Origin of the sequence: Georgenia wutianyii (assembly GCF_006349365.1) — a bacterium.
GTDB lineage: Bacteria > Actinomycetota > Actinomycetes > Actinomycetales > Actinomycetaceae > Oceanitalea > Oceanitalea wutianyii.
In genome coordinates this window covers 1,111,736-1,126,071 of record NZ_CP040899.1, presented here as the reverse complement: position 1 = coordinate 1,126,071, position 14,336 = coordinate 1,111,736, and the positions used below count along the sequence as shown (strand labels likewise).

Sequence of the window (14,336 nt, the reverse complement as noted above, 5' to 3'; positions counted from 1 at the left end):
CCCGGGACAGGGTGGGGCCGTGTTATTGCTTGGGGCTCATCGCTGGGTACTCATCGGGTGCCCATCGGCTTCCAACCCGCTTTCTTCGTCGATGACTCGTGCCGGGCCAGGTCTGGCTCGGCTGTGCTGAACCACTCCGCTACTGCGGTGAGGTCCACCGGTCCTGCGGATCGCAGGGCCCGGGTAAATGCCCGCCGGTGCTCGGCGAGGTCAAGACAGGCCCGGTCAGCGTGCAACCAGGCTCCCCGCCCAGGGGCGTCCGTCCGTTCGTCCACCACCGCGCGGTGCGCGTGGGGAACGAGGACGACCCGCACGAGAGCGGCCCGTCGGGCCTTGGCCCGACATCCCACGCACGTACGTACCTGTCCCCCGGCGGGAGCTGGGGAAGTAGGAGTCGTCATCATGGGATCAAGGGCACCGGCCCGTCCGGCAGTCTACCCCCGAACCCCCGCGCTGCACACCAAGAGCGTGCGCCCGGGGGTCCGGTGTGCTTGCTCACAGGGGGCGCCTCAGCCCTCCTGCTCGTCCTCCGTGTCGGCGTGGATGTCGATCCGCCACCCGGTGAGACGTGCGGCGAGGCGGGCGTTCTGGCCCTCCTTGCCGATGGCGAGGGAGAGCTGGAAGTCGGGGACGACGACGCGCGCGGAGCGCTCCTCGAGGTCGACGATCTCGACACTCGTGACCCGCGCCGGGGACAGCGCGCTGGCGACGAACGTCGCCGGGTCCTCGCTGTAGTCGACGATGTCGATCTTCTCACCGCCGAGCTCGCTCATGACGGCGCGCACGCGCTGGCCCATCGGACCGATGCACGCACCCTTGGCGTTGAGCCCGGGCACGGACGTGGAGACGGCGATCTTCGTGCGATGACCGGCCTCGCGGGCGAGCGCCCTGATCTCCACGGTGCCGTCGGCCACCTCGGGGACCTCGAGCGCGAAGAGCTCGCGCACGAGGTTGGGGTGGGTGCGCGAGAGGGTGACCGAGGGGCCCTTGGGGCCGCGGCTGACGTCCAGGACGTAGGCGCGCAGCCGGTCGCCGTGCCGGTAGGTCTCGGTCGGGACCTGCTCGTGCGCGGGCAGGACGGCCTCGAGCTCGCCGATGTCGACGAGCACGGTGCGCGGGTCGCGACCCTGCTGGACGACGCCGGCGATGAGGGTGCCCGCGCGGTCGCGCAGGCTCCCCATGACCTGCTCGTCCTCCGCGTCGCGCAGCCGCTGGACGATGACGCTGCGGGCGGTGGCGGTCGCGATGCGACCGAAGCCGCTGGGCGTGTCGTCGTACTCACCGACGGGGTTGCCCTCCTCGTCGAGCTCGGTGGCGATGACGGCCACCCGGCCGGACTTGCGGTCGACCTCCACGCGGGCGCGCTCGGCGGCCCCGGGGGTGCGCTGGTAGGCGAGGAGAAGGGCCTCCTCGATCGCGCCGACCAGCACGTCGAGGCTGATCTCGCGCTCGCTCTCGATGAGGCGCAGCGCAGTCATGTCGATGTCCATGTGTCCTCCTCAGCCCTCTTCGGCGTCCGTGGTGGGTCGCCCGAGCTCGGGCTCCACGGTGGCCGACGTGATGTCCGCGAGCGCGACCACGTGCCGGCTCCCAGTGTCGAGGACGACGTCCTCACCTGCGACCTCGACGATCCGGCCGCGCACCTCTCCCCCGGCGGTCCGGGCCACCACGAGGCGGCCCTGGGCGCGACGGAAGTGGCGGGCGGTGGTCAGCGGCCGGCTGATGCCGGGCGTGGACACCTCGAGGGTGTAGGCCCCGCGCACGACGTCGGCCTCGTCCAGTGCGGCGGACACCTTGCGCGAGACGTCGGTGAGGGAGTCGGAGTCCACACCGCCGGGCCCGTCGGGAAGGTCGACGACGACGCGCACGACGCTGCGCCGTCCGGCCGGGCTCACGGCGACGTCCTCGAGGTACAGGCCGGCGTCGGAGACGACCGGGTCGAGGACGCGGCGCAGCTCGGCTGCGACGTCCGACGGGCGGGTCATGTGCTCTCCTCATGGGTCAGGCTGCGGAACTACAACACCTTACCCGGGGCGGGCGGGGGTCCCGCGCTCAGGAGAGTCCTGGCAGGGCGGGCAGGGCCGCGCCCCAGGACCGTGCCTCACCTGCGGCGTCGACCGCTGCGGCGAGCAGCTCGGCCCTCCCCTCCTGCGCGGAGGCGAGAAGCATCACGTAGACGCGCACGACGTCGAGCTCGGCGGCGGCGGCGAGGGCGGCCGGGTCCTCGGCGTCGACGCCGGTGAGGTCGTAGGCGGCCTCGCGCCGGTCGTCCTCGGGGGCGACGGCGCCGGCGACGGCGGCGAGGTGGTCGGCGCGGTCCGCCGCGGCGCCGCGCTCGGCGCCGGTGCTGCGGGCCGCGGCGACGACGAGGGCGTAGCGTGCGGCGTCCAGCGTGCGGGAGGTGTCGGGGGCGAGGGTGCCGGGCTCGGGCACGGGCAGCGGCGCGGCGGGCAGGGTCGTGACCTCGGTGCCGAGCGCGGCGGCGAGGTCCGCGGCGAGGTAGGTGCGGGAGATCGCGACCGAGGCCAGCAGCTCGCCGAGCTCACCGGTCTGGGCGAGGGCGCCCGCCTGCGCGGAGTCCGCGGCCACGGTGAGGTCCCCGAGGACGTCCTCGGGGGTCGCCGCGGGCGCCGTCTCGGCGACCGTCGGGCTGGGCCCGGGCGGCTCGGTGGCGTCGGGTCCGGCGCCCGGCCACGGCTCCCACACCCCGCCCAGGGCGGCGTCGTGCTCACCGGAGGCGGTGGCGACGGCGGTCAGCGCCGCGGCGACGGCGGGGTCCTGCGCCGTCGTCGCGGCCGCGGCAGCCAGCACGGCGAGCTCGGCCGCGGCCAGCGCCGCTTCCTGCCGCGCCGTCTCGGCGGCGTCGGCGACGGGCACCTCGGGCGGCGGGGTCTCCAGCCGTACCCCGCACCCGGCGAGCGTCACGGCGACGAGCGCGGCGGCGAGCGCGGTGCGGGGACGGCGCGAGATCACGTCCGGGCGAGCGCCGCGCGCACGTTGTCGGCGACGACGTCCACGGCCTGCTCCACGGGCAGCTCGCGCCGCTCGCCGGTGGCGCGCACCCGCAGCTCGACCTTCCCGTCAGCGAGACCGCGGCCGACGACGAGGACGAGCGGGACGCCGAGCAGCTCGGAGTCGGCGAACTTCACGCCGGCCGACATCTTCGGCCGGTCGTCGAGGAGCACCTCGACACCCTGGGCGGACAGCGCGGTCCCGATGCGCTCGGCCTCGGCGAACACCTCGGGGTCCTTGCCGGTGGCGAGGAGGTGGACGTGGTACGGCGCGACGTTCATCGGCCAGGAGAGGCCGAGGTCGTCGCAGGTGGCCTCGGCGACGGCGGCCAGCGCGCGGCTGACGCCGATCCCGTAGGAGCCCATCGTCACGGTCACGGCCTTGCCGTTCTCGTCGAGCACCTTGAGGTCGAGGGCCTCGGCGTACTTGCGGCCGAGGGCGAAGACGTGGCCGATCTCGATGCCGCGCGCGAGCTCGAGGGGGCCCGAGCCGTCCGGCGCCGGGTCCCCGGCGCGGACCTCGGCGGCCTCGATGGTGCCGTCGGCGGTGAAGTCCCGGCCGGCGACCAGCCCGAAGACGTGCTTGCCCTCCTCGTCGGCGCCGGTGATCCAGCTCGTGCCGGGCACGACGCGCGGGTCGAGCAGGTAGCGCAGCGACGTGCGCTCCTCGCCCTCCCCGCCGGCGTTCGGGCCGACGACGGCCGGGCCGATGTAGCCCTTGACGAGCTCGGGGCGCGCGGCGATCTGCTCGTCGCTCGCGGCGGTGACCTGGGTGGGCTCGAGGGCGCCCTCGAGGCGGGCGAGGTCGACGTCCCGGTCACCGGGCAGGCCGACGACGACGAGCTCCTCGGTGCCGTCGGGGTGGGTGAGCGCGAGGACGACGTTCTTCAGCGTGTCCGAGGCCGTCCACGGGCGGTCGGTGCGCGGGTAGAGCTCGTTGGCACGCTGGACGAGGGAGTCGATGCTCGTGGAGTCCGGGGTGTCGCGGACCTCGGCCGGCGGGAGATCGGTCGCGTCGACCGGCTCGGGCACGGCGGCCCGGGCGGCCTCGACGTTGGCCGCGTAGCCGCCCGGCGAGCGGACGAAGGTGTCCTCCCCCGACGGCGTCGGGAAGAGGAACTCCTCGGAGCGGGAGCCGCCCATGGCGCCGCTCGTCGCGGCGACGATGACGTACTCCAGGCCCAGGCGGGTGAAGATCCGCTCGTAGGCGGCGCGCTGGGCCTGGTAGGAGCGCTCGAGGCCGGCGTCGTCGATGTCGAAGGAGTAGGCGTCCTTCATGATGAACTCGCGGCCACGGAGCAGGCCGGCGCGGGGCCGGGCCTCGTCGCGGTACTTCGTCTGGATCTGGAAGAGCGTGAGCGGCAGGTCCTTGTAGGAGGAGTACAGGTCCTTGACCAGGAGGGTGAACATCTCCTCGTGGGTGGGCGCGAGGAGGTAGTCGTTGCCGCGGCGGTCCTTGAGCCGGAACAGGCCCTGGCCGTACTCGGTCCAGCGGCCGGTGGCCTCGTAGGGCTCGCGCGGCAGCAGCGCCGGGAAGTGGACCTCCTGGGCGCCGGCGGCGGTCATCTCCTCGCGGACGACCGCCTCGATCTTGCCGAGCACCCGCAGCCCCAGCGGCAGCCAGGTGTAGATGCCCGGCGCGGCCCGCCGGATGTAGCCGGCGCGCACGAGCAGCCGGTGGCTCGGCAGCTCGGCGTCCGCCGGGTCTTCACGAAGGGTCCGCAGGAACAGGGTCGACATCCGCATCAGCACGCGGGCCAGCGTATCGCCCCGCGCGCCCGCACCGTCCCCCGAGCGGGCATGGGGGCGCGCGGCGCGGCGTGAGGTACGTCCCTCGCCGCGGGTCAGAGCAGGACGGTGGCGTAGGTGCCGACCTGCTCGAAGCCGGCGCGGCGGTAGGTGGCCAGCGCGGCGGCGTTGTAGCCGTTGACGTAGAGGGAGACGGTCGGGGCCGTGCGCATCCGCACGTCCTCCACGACCGCGGCCATGCCCGGGGCGGCGATCCCCTGCCCGCGGTGCTCGGGGTGCACCCACACGCCCTGGATCTGGGCGACGCCGAGGGCGCAGGCGCCGACCTCGGCCTTGAACACGACGCGTGGCCCCTCCGGCGCCTCCTCGATGCGCACGTAGGACCGGTTGGTGGCGACGAGCTCGCGCACCCGCGCGGCGTAGGCCCCGCCGGAGGCCAGCGGGGAGTAGCCGACCTCCTCGGTGAACATGGCGACGCACGCGGGCACGACGACGTCGAGCTCGTCGAGCGAGCTCAGACGCACGAGCGGGTCGGGCTCGACGGCGGCAGGGCCGGTGATCGCCATCGACGGTTGGTCCGCGCGCACCTCCCGGGCACGTGTCCACGAGGGGCCGAGCCGTTCCCACAGCGGCAGGACCTGCTCGGCGGGCCCGACGAGGGAGGAGGCGCGCCGGCCCCGCGAGCGGACGTGGTCGGCGACGGTGTCGAGCAGCTCGGGGTCCTCGACCCCGACGGGGACGAGGTTGGCGCCGGACCAGCACAGGGCCTCCAGCCGGCCCTCGCGCCACACGCCGAAGAGCTCGGCCCCGGAGAGCCGGCGCCGGCCGAGCTGCTCGACCTGGACCGCGGCGAGCACGCTGGCGACCGGGTCGACGGCGCACAGCTCCAGGGCCGCCTCGCGGTCCTCCTCACGCAGCGGTCGCACCCGCGCACCCGCAGGGTGCAGCCACCGGCCGAGCATCCCTCAGCCGGCCGTGACGACAGGCGTGCCGCTGTCGGACTCCAGGCCCATCTCCTCGGCGATCCGGTTCGCCTCGGCGATCAGGGTCTCGACGATCTGGTCCTCCGGGACGGTCTTGACGACCTCGCCCTTGACGAAGATCTGGCCCTTGCCGTTGCCGGAGGCCACCCCGAGGTCCGCCTCGCGGGCCTCCCCCGGGCCGTTGACGACGCAGCCCATGACCGCGACGCGCAGCGGGACCGTGAGGCCCTCGAGGCCCGCGGTCACCTCCTCGGCGAGGGTGTAGACGTCCACCTGGGCGCGGCCGCAGGAGGGGCAGGAGACGATCTCGAGCTTGCGGGGCCGCAGGTTGAGGGCCTCGAGGATCTGCGACCCGACCTTGACCTCCTCGGCGGGCGGCGCGGACAGCGAGACGCGAATGGTGTCGCCGATGCCCTGGGAGAGCAGCGCGCCGAACGCGGTGGCGGACTTGATCGTGCCCTGGAACGCGGGGCCGGCCTCGGTGACCCCGAGGTGCAGCGGCCAGTCGCCGCGCTCGGAGAGCATCTCGTAGGCGCGCACCATGACGACCGGGTCGTTGTGCTTCACGGAGATCTTGAAGTCGTGGAAGTCGTGCTCCTCGAAGAGGGAGGCCTCCCACACGGCGGACTCGACGAGCGCCTCGGCCGTGGCCTTGCCGTACTTCTTCAGCAGGCGCGGGTCGAGGGAGCCGGCGTTGACGCCGATGCGCAGGGAGACCCCGGCGTCGGAGGCGGCCTTGGCGATCTCCTTGACCTTGTCGTCGAACTTGCGGATGTTGCCCGGGTTGACACGCACGGCGCCGCACCCGGCCTCGATCGCGGCGAAGACGTACTTCGGCTGGAAGTGGATGTCGGCGATCACCGGGATCTGCGACTTCATCGCGATGATCGGCAGCGCCTCGGCGTCCTTGTCCGTGGGGCAGGCGACGCGGACGATGTCGCAGCCGGAGGCGGTGAGCTCGGCGATCTGCTGGAGCGTGGCGTTGATGTCGTGCGTCTTGGTCGTCGTCATCGACTGGACGCTCACGGGAGCGTCACCACCCACCTCGACGTTGCCGACGCGGATCTTGCGGGTCGGGCGGCGAGGAGCCAGCACCGGCGGCTGCTCCTTGACCGTCGGGATTCCCAGGGAGATCGGTGTGCTCACCCTGCAAGTATCCCTCACGGCCAGGGGTCCGTGCACGGCTCAGCCGGAGAGCGTGACGGGTCGCACGATGTCCGCGTAGGCCAGCAGCAGGCTCATCGCGACCATGACGGCGAGGACGACGTAGGTCAGCGGAAGCAGCCGGGCGACGTCGACCGGGCCGGGGTCGGGGCGACCACGCCAGGCCGCCACCCGCCGGCGCAGCCCCTCCCAGAGGGCGCCGGCGACGTGCCCGCCGTCGAGCGGCAGGAGCGGCAGGAGGTTGAAGACGAACAGGGCGAGGTTGAGCGAGGCGAGCAGGCTCAGCATGTCGGCGGTGCGCTCGGCCACCCCGTAGCTGTCGCCCTCGAGCGAGGCGATCTCCCCGGCGAAGCGCCCGACGCCGACGAGGCCGACGACGCTCGCGTCGCGCTCCTCGTCGCCGAACGCCGCCTGGGCGATGTCGACGAGGCGCTGGGGCAGGGTGAGCACGACGCCGAAGGTCGCCCCCACGGACTCGGCCACCCGGCCGGGCACCGCGGACAGCGGCTGCCGCACGAGCGCCGCCGTCGGCGCGATGCCGACGAAGGGCTGCGCCTCGGTGAGCGGCCGGCCGTCGGCGCCCGTGCGGACCTCGCCGTCGACGACGACGGGCCGCTCGGTGAGGGCGGCGGTGACGGTGACCGTGCGCTCGGTGCCGTCCCGCTCGACGACGACGCGCGCCGGGGCGGTGCCGGAGTCGGCGATCGCGGCGCGCACGTCGTCCCACGTCTCGACCGGCCGGCCCGCCCAGGACACGACCGTGTCACCGGGCTCGAGGCCGGCGAGCGCACCGGGAGCGGCGGGGTCGGCGTCGGTGCACTCGGCGGCCTCGGTGGTCAGGCACTCCTGGACGTTGCCGAGCGTCGAGGTGTAGGCCGGCACGCCGAAGCCGACGAGGACCACGGCGATGAGGACGGCGGCGATGAGCAGGTTCATCACCGGCCCGCCGAGCATGACGACGAGCTTCTTCGGCACGCTGAGGGAGGAGAACGTGCGGTGCTCGTCCCCGGGCCCGACCTCGGCCAGGGAGAACTCGCGCGCCTCCTCCACGAGGGTGGGGCGCCCGTCGCGGCGGCGCCGGACGGTCGCGCCCTCCCGGGCGGGCGGGTACATGCCGATCATCCGGACGTACCCGCCGAGCGGGACGGCCTTGACGCCGTACTCGGTCTCCCCGCGGCGGCGGGACCACAGCGTCGGCCCGAAGCCGACGAAGTACTCGGTGACCTTGACCCCGAACCGCTTGGCGGGCACGAGGTGGCCGACCTCGTGCAGGGCGATGGACACGACGAGCCCGACGACGAGGACGAGGACGCCGACGAGGAAGCTCATCGCGCGGCCAGCTCCTGTGCCCTGCGCCGGGCCCAGGCCTCGGCCTCGTGGACGGCCCGCAGGTCGAGGGCGGCGGCCGGGACGCCGTCGTGCTCGGCGAGGACCTGCTCGACGACGTCGGTGATCTCGAGGAAGCCCAGGCGGCCGGCGAGGAACGCGGCGACGCACTCCTCGTTCGCCGCGTTGAGGACGGCGGGGTGGGTCGCGGACGCGGCGGCGGCCTGCCGCGCGAGGCGCACACCCCGGAAGGTGTCCTCGTCGAGCGGCTCGAAGGTCCAGCTCGTGGCCTCGTCCCAGCGGCACGGCGCGACGGCGCGCGGCGGGCGGGCGGGCCATGAGAGCGCGAGCGCGATGGGCAGGCGCATGTCGGGCGGGGAGGCCTGCGCGATCGTCGAGCCGTCGGTGAACTCCACCATCGAGTGGACCACCGACTGGGGGTGGACCACCACCGTGATGTCCTCGGTGGGCACGTCGAAGAGCAGGTGGGCCTCGATGAGCTCGAGCCCCTTGTTCACCAGGGTCGCGGAGTTCACGGTGACGACCGGGCCCATGTCCCACGTGGGGTGGGCCAGCGCCTGCGCGGCGGTGACGCCGGCGAGCTCCTCGCGGCGGCGCCCGCGGAAGGGGCCGCCGGAGGCGGTGAGGACAAGCCGGGCGACCTCGCTGTGCGTGCCCGAGCGCAGCGCCTGGGCCATCGCCGAGTGCTCGGAGTCGACCGGGACGATCTGGTCGGGGCTGCGGCGCGCGGCGCGCACGAGCGCGCCGCCGACGACGAGGGACTCCTTGTTGGCGAGCGCGAGGCGCGAGCCGGCCTGCAGCGCGGCGAGGGTGGGCTCCAGGCCGACCGAGCCGGTGACGCCGTTGAGGACGACGTCGCTGCCGGCCCCGGCGAGCTCGGTCGCGGCGCCCGGGCCGACGAGCACCTCGACGGCAGGGGCGAGGACGCCGCGCTCGGCGGCGACGGCCGCGACCGCGGCGCGCACCTCCTGCGCCTCCCCGCGCGCGACGGCGACGAGGGGGACGTCGTGGTCGAGCACCTGCTCGGCGAGCAGGCGCAGGTTCCCACCGCCCGCGGCGAGGGCGACGACGTCGTAGCCGGCGGCGACCTCCAGGGCCTGGGTGCCGATGGACCCCGTGGAGCCGAGGAGCGTGAGGGTGGTCATTCGACGGCCAGGAGGACCTCGACGGCGCGGTCCAGGTAGGCGTCGACCACTCCCTCGGCGTAGGCCTTGTCGCGGCCCGCGGAGGGGAAGGTCGCGGCGCGCAGCTCGGCGGCCGTGAGGTCGCCGTCCGCGTCGAAGTAGTCCACGAGCCGGTCCATGAGGCGGTCGACGGCGTCACGCGAGTAGCCGCGCCCGCTCTCCGGGGCCGCGAAGCGCTCCCCCGCGGGGCGCACGAGCCGCGGGTAGAGGGTCGTCGCGCGCTCGGCGATGCGGTCCATCCACGCCTGCTGGCCGTGGGTGGCGACGAACGCGTCCCGGCGCCGCTGGACGATCGCGGCCTCGAGCCGGTCCAGGGCCGAGTCGACGGCGCCGGTCGCGTAGCCGGCGCGCACGAGGTCGAACGCGGCAGTGCGCACGTCACCCTCCGTCAGCCCCGCGTCCCCCACCGCGCCCGTCTCGTAGGCCTGGCGCGCGCGGGTGAAGAACTGCTCGACCTGGTCACGGTCGTAACCGGTGCTCATCCGCCCGACGACGGGGAACATCGTGCTCACTGCCCCTCCCGTGGAGCGTTCGCCGCCAGGGTCTCGGCCGCGAGCTGGCCGCAGGCGCCGTCGATGTCGCTGCCGCGGGTGTCACGGACCGTCGTCGGGATCCCGGCCGCGCGCAGGGTCCGCACGAACGTGTCCTCCACCCGCGGGTCGGATGCCGTCCACTTCGAGCCCGGCGTCGGGTTGAGCGGGATGGGGTTGACGTGCACCCAGCCGCGGCCGCGGGCGACGAGCTCGTCGGCGAGGAGCTGGGCGCGCCACTGGTGGTCGTTGATGTCGCGGATGAGGGCGTACTCGATGCTCACGCGGCGCCCGGTCGCGTCGAAGTAGCGGCGGGCGGCGTCGAGCAGCTCACCGACCTTCCAGCGCGAGTTGATCGGGATGAGCTCGTCGCGCAGGCCGTCGTCCGGGGCGTGGAGGGACACCGCGAGGGTGACCGGCAGGCCCTCCTTGGCGAGCTTGTCGATGGCGGGCACGAGCCCGACCGTCGAGACCGTGACGTTGCGGGCCGAGAGCCCGAAGCCCGCCGGGGTGGGCTCGACCATGCGGCGCACCGCGTCGACGACGGCGCGGTAGTTCGCCAGCGGCTCCCCCATCCCCATGAAGACGACGTTCGTCAGCCGGGTGGGCCCGCCGGTGAGCAGGCCGTCGCGGCACGCGGCCGCGGCCACGCGCACCTGCTCGACGATCTCCGCCGTCGAGAGGTTGCGGGTGAGGCCCTGCTGGCCGGTCGCGCAGAACGGGCAGGCCATCCCGCAGCCCGCCTGGGAGGAGACGCACAGGGTGGCCCGCTCGGAGTAACGCATGAGGACCGACTCGACCTTCGCGCCGTCGAACAGGCTCCACAGCGACTTGCGGGTCGCCCCGCCGTCGGCCTGGAGGCTGTGGACCTCGGTGAGCAGCTCGGGGAGCAGCTCGGCGACGAGCTCGTCCCTGCCCTGGGCGGGCAGGTCGCTCATCGCGGCGACGTCGCGGGTGAGGTGGCCGAAGTAGTGGCGCGAGAGCTGGTCGGCGCGGAAGGCGGGCAGCTCCTTCTCGCGCAGCACCTGGGCTCGGTCCTCCCGGGAGAGGTCGGCGAGGTGGCGCGGCGGCTTGCCGCGGCGGCGGGCGGTGAAGGTGAGCCGCGGACGCTCGCCGGCAGCGCCGGGCGTCGGGGGCAGGGAGGTCGTCGACATCGCGGCCGATTCTCTCAGATGATCCTGGGAATCAGCTGACGAACGTCGTGAGCAGGAGATAGCTCACCGGCGCGGTCATGAGGAGCGAGTCGAGCCGGTCGAGGATCCCGCCGTGCCCGGGCAGCAGCGTGCCCATGTCCTTGAGCCCCAGGTCCCGCTTGAGCAGGGACTCCGCGAGGTCGCCGACCGTCGCGGTGACGACGGCGCCGACCCCGAGGAGCAGGCCCGTCCACCACGGGGTGTCGAGCGCCAGGGTGGCCATCCCCACACCGACGAGCGCGGCGAGCAGGACCGAGCCGCCCGCTCCCTCCCACGACTTCTTCGGGCTGATCGACGGCGCCATCGGGTGCTTGCCGAACAGCACCCCGGCGACGTAGCCGCCGGTGTCGTTGGCCACCGCGCACAGCACGAACGTGAGGACGAGCCACGGGCCCTTGTCCTCGGTGAGGAGCAGGACGGCGAACCCGGCAAGGAAGGAGACGTAGGCCGAGCCCAGCACCCCGGCGCAGGCATCGCGCACCGCGTCCGGTCCCCCACCGTCGACCACGCGCCACACGAGCACGCCCCCGGCGGTGAGGAGGAAGGCGACGAGCATCGCCGCCGGGCCGCTCGTGTAGGCCGACACGAGGATCCCCGCGTTGCCCACCCACAGCGGCAGCAGCGGCACGGTGACGCCGTGCGTGCCGACCGCGCGCGCGAACTCCCACAGCCCGCCGCTCGTCGCGACGAGCGCGAGCACGACGAACGCCTCTTCGCGCAGGAAGAGACTGGCGAGGAGGACCGCGAGCAGGCCCAGGCCCACGCCGATGGCCGCGGGGAGGTTACGGCCCGCGCGGCTGCCCGGCTTCGGGGGCGGCGGCGGCACGAGGGCGCGCTGGGCCCCCGCCTGGATCTGGCGGATCTGGCGACGGGTGAGCGGCGGGTCGCCGCCGGTGGTGCTCACCTCCGGCTCAGACCTCGAGGAGCTCTCGCTCCTTGCCGGCGAGCAGCTCGTCCACGGCCTCGACCCGCTTGCGGGTGAGTCCCTCGAGCTCCTTCTCCGCGCGGTCGACCTCGTCCTCGCCGACCTCGCCGTCCTTCTTCATCCGGTCGAGCTCGTCCTTCGCCTTGCGGCGGTGGTTGCGGATGGAGATGCGGGCGTCCTCGGCCTTGGTCTTGGCGAGCTTGACGTAGTCGCGGCGACGCTCCTCGGTGAGGGCGGGCAGCACGATGCGGATGACGTTGCCGTCGTCGGTCGGGTTCACCCCCAGGTCCGACTCGCGCAGCGCCTTGATGATCGCGGCGGTCGCGCCACGGTCGTAGGGCGCGATGAGCACGGTGCGGGCCTCGGGGATGGTGAGGGAGCCGAGCTGCTGCAGCGGCGTGGGCGCGCCGTAGTAGTCGACGAGGATGCGGTTGAACATCCCGGCGTTCGCACGGCCGGTACGGATGTTGCCGAAGTCCTCGCCGGCCGCGTCGACCGCCCTGTCCATCTTGTCCTCGGCCTCGAGGAGGATCTCGTCGATCACCGTAGCTCCTTCATCGTCTCGTCCGTGGCACCGGTGGTGGTGCCGGGAATGGTCGCGGGGGCGTCGTCGACCGTCACCAGTGTTCCGATCTTCTCACCAAGCAGCGCCCGCGTGACGTTGCCCGGGCCGTTCATCCCGAAGACGCGCATCGACAGGCCGTTGTCCATGCACAGCGAGAACGACGCGGCGTCGACGACGCGCAGGTTGCGGCGCAGCGCGTCGGCGTAGGTCACGTGGTCCAGGCGGGTGGCCGTCGGGTCGAGCGCGGGGTCGGCGGTGTAGACGCCGTCGACGCCGTTCTTGCCGACGAGCACCTCGTCGCAGTGCGTCTCCAGGGCGCGCTGCGCGGCCACGGTGTCGGTGGAGAAGAACGGCATGCCGGCGCCGGCGCCGAAGATGACGACGCGGCCCTTCTCGAGGTGGCGCACGGCACGCAGCGGGATGTACGGCTCGGCGACCTGGCCCATGGTGATGGCGGTCTGCACGCGGGTACGCACCCCGGCCTGCTCGAGGAAGTCCTGGAGGGCGAGGGCGTTCATCACGGTGCCCAGCATGCCCATGTAGTCGGCGCGGGAGCGGTCCAGGCCACGCTTGGACAGCTCGGCGCCGCGGAAGAAGTTGCCGCCGCCGACGACGATCGCGACCTCGACGCCGGCGCGGGTGGCCTCGGCGATCTGGCGGGCCACACCGGAGACGACGTCGGCGTCCAGTCCGATGGAGCCACCACCGAAGACCTCGCCGGAGAGCTTGAGCAGCACCCGGCGGGCGCGGGGCATGTCGGACGTGACGTTCATGCAGACCTCCGAAGGGATGGTACGCGGGTGGCCCCGGCCCCGGTGGGGCCGGGGCCACCCGACGTGGTTACTCAGGCGCCGACGCGGAAGCGGGCGAAGGCGGTCACCTTGCCGCCGGAACCCTCGACGACCTTGCCGACCGTGGTCTTCGGGTCGCGGGCGAAGGCCTGGTCGAGGAGGACGGACTCCTTGAAGAAGCCGTTCATCCGGCCCTCGATGATCTTCGGCAGCGCGGCCTCCGGCTTGCCCTCGTTGCGCGAGGTCTCCTCGGCGATGCGACGCTCGCTCTCGACGACGTCGGCCGGCACGTCCTCACGGGTGAGGTACTGCGGGCTGTAGGCCGCGATGTGCATCGCGACGTCGCGCGCGACCTCGGCGCCGGCGGCGTCCGTGGCGACGAGCACGCCGACCTGCGGGGGCAGGTCCTTGGCGGTGCGGTGCAGGTAGCTCGCGACCTTCTCACCGGAGACGCGGGCGACGCGGCGCAGGACGAGCTTCTCACCCAGCGTGGCGGCGGTCTCGTCGATCAGCCCGCCGACGGTGGTGTCGTCGACCGGGGCGGCGAGGAGGGACTCGACGTCGGCGGCGCCGGAGGCGACCGCGGCGGCGAGGACCTTCTCGGACAGCGTGACGAAGACCTGGTTCTTCGCGACGAAGTCGGTCTCGGAGTTGAGCTCGACCATGACGCCGGTCTCCCCGGCGTCGTCGGAGACGACCTCGATCGCGACGAGACCGTCGGAGGCGGCGCGCCCCTCACGCTTGGCCACGCCCTTCAGGCCCTTGACCCGGATGATCTCGGTGGCCTTCTCGGCGTCGCCGTCGGCCTCGTCGAGAGCCTTCTTCACGTCCATCATGCCCGCGCCGGTCTTCTCGCGGAGGGCCTTGATGTCAGCGGCGGTGTAGTTCGCCATA

General features: G+C 73.6%; 15 protein-coding genes. All 15 read right to left on the bottom strand.

The window, feature by feature from the left end; genetic code table 11:
• Positions 1-50 precede the first annotated feature (50 nt).
• The 15 genes from FE251_RS05035 to tsf all read right to left on the bottom strand — a co-directional run bounded on the left by FE251_RS05035 (position 51) and on the right by tsf (position 14,335).
• Positions 51-401, bottom strand: coding sequence for a YlxR family protein (locus FE251_RS05035; RefSeq protein WP_139073677.1), 351 nt, complete (start codon positions 399-401; stop codon positions 51-53).
• Positions 402-509: 108 nt separating this feature from the next.
• Positions 510-1,490 (bottom strand): transcription termination factor NusA, encoded by a 981-nt coding sequence (nusA, locus tag FE251_RS05030; RefSeq protein ID WP_139073608.1) that lies wholly within the window; start codon positions 1,488-1,490, stop codon positions 510-512.
• Positions 1,491-1,499: 9 nt separating this feature from the next.
• A complete protein-coding gene (locus FE251_RS05025) occupies positions 1,500-1,985 on the bottom strand; it encodes a ribosome maturation factor RimP (RefSeq protein ID WP_139073609.1) in 486 nt (161 codons plus the stop codon).
• A gap of 67 nt (positions 1,986-2,052) precedes the next feature.
• On the bottom strand, positions 2,053-2,973 hold the full coding sequence (locus FE251_RS05020) for a DUF4439 domain-containing protein (protein WP_139948151.1): 921 nt from the start codon (positions 2,971-2,973) through the stop codon (positions 2,053-2,055).
• Complete coding sequence (locus FE251_RS05015; protein ID WP_139948150.1) at positions 2,970-4,763, bottom strand: proline--tRNA ligase; 1,794 nt, start codon at positions 4,761-4,763, stop codon at positions 2,970-2,972. The genes FE251_RS05020 and FE251_RS05015 overlap by 4 nt, the downstream gene beginning before the upstream one ends.
• A 92-nt stretch (positions 4,764-4,855) precedes the next feature.
• A complete protein-coding gene (locus FE251_RS05010) occupies positions 4,856-5,686 on the bottom strand; it encodes a GNAT family N-acetyltransferase (RefSeq protein ID WP_230976555.1) in 831 nt (276 codons plus the stop codon).
• A 39-nt stretch (positions 5,687-5,725) separates the two neighbouring features.
• Entirely contained in the window at positions 5,726-6,889 is a 1,164-nt protein-coding gene (ispG, locus tag FE251_RS05005; RefSeq protein WP_139073613.1) for a flavodoxin-dependent (E)-4-hydroxy-3-methylbut-2-enyl-diphosphate synthase, read from the bottom strand.
• A gap of 39 nt (positions 6,890-6,928) precedes the next feature.
• The gene (locus tag FE251_RS05000) at positions 6,929-8,236 is read right to left on the bottom strand and encodes a M50 family metallopeptidase (RefSeq protein ID WP_139948149.1); all 1,308 of its coding nucleotides are present in this window, start codon (positions 8,234-8,236) and stop codon (positions 6,929-6,931) included.
• Positions 8,233-9,399 carry a 1-deoxy-D-xylulose-5-phosphate reductoisomerase gene (gene dxr, locus FE251_RS04995; protein ID WP_139948148.1) on the bottom strand — a complete coding sequence of 389 codons (1,167 nt, stop codon included), beginning with the start codon at positions 9,397-9,399 and terminating at the stop codon, positions 8,233-8,235. Before dxr ends, FE251_RS05000 begins: the two co-directional genes overlap by 4 nt.
• Entirely contained in the window at positions 9,396-9,950 is a 555-nt protein-coding gene (locus FE251_RS04990; protein WP_456237474.1) for a DivIVA domain-containing protein, read from the bottom strand. Before FE251_RS04990 ends, dxr begins: the two co-directional genes overlap by 4 nt.
• Positions 9,947-11,122, bottom strand: coding sequence for a 23S rRNA (adenine(2503)-C(2))-methyltransferase RlmN (rlmN, locus tag FE251_RS04985; protein ID WP_139073615.1), 1,176 nt, complete (start codon positions 11,120-11,122; stop codon positions 9,947-9,949). Before rlmN ends, FE251_RS04990 begins: the two co-directional genes overlap by 4 nt.
• A 31-nt stretch (positions 11,123-11,153) precedes the next feature.
• On the bottom strand, positions 11,154-12,065 hold the full coding sequence (locus FE251_RS04980; RefSeq protein WP_330998311.1) for a phosphatidate cytidylyltransferase: 912 nt from the start codon (positions 12,063-12,065) through the stop codon (positions 11,154-11,156).
• 7 nt (positions 12,066-12,072) lie between these two features.
• A complete protein-coding gene (gene frr, locus FE251_RS04975; RefSeq protein WP_139073616.1) occupies positions 12,073-12,630 on the bottom strand; it encodes a ribosome recycling factor in 558 nt (185 codons plus the stop codon).
• Positions 12,627-13,424, bottom strand: a complete 798-nt coding sequence (pyrH, locus tag FE251_RS04970; RefSeq protein WP_176554795.1) for a UMP kinase — start codon at positions 13,422-13,424, stop codon at positions 12,627-12,629. The genes frr and pyrH overlap by 4 nt, the downstream gene beginning before the upstream one ends.
• A gap of 71 nt (positions 13,425-13,495) precedes the next feature.
• Positions 13,496-14,335 (bottom strand): translation elongation factor Ts, encoded by an 840-nt coding sequence (gene tsf / locus FE251_RS04965; protein ID WP_139073617.1) that lies wholly within the window; start codon positions 14,333-14,335, stop codon positions 13,496-13,498.
• Position 14,336: the final 1 nt, after the last annotated feature.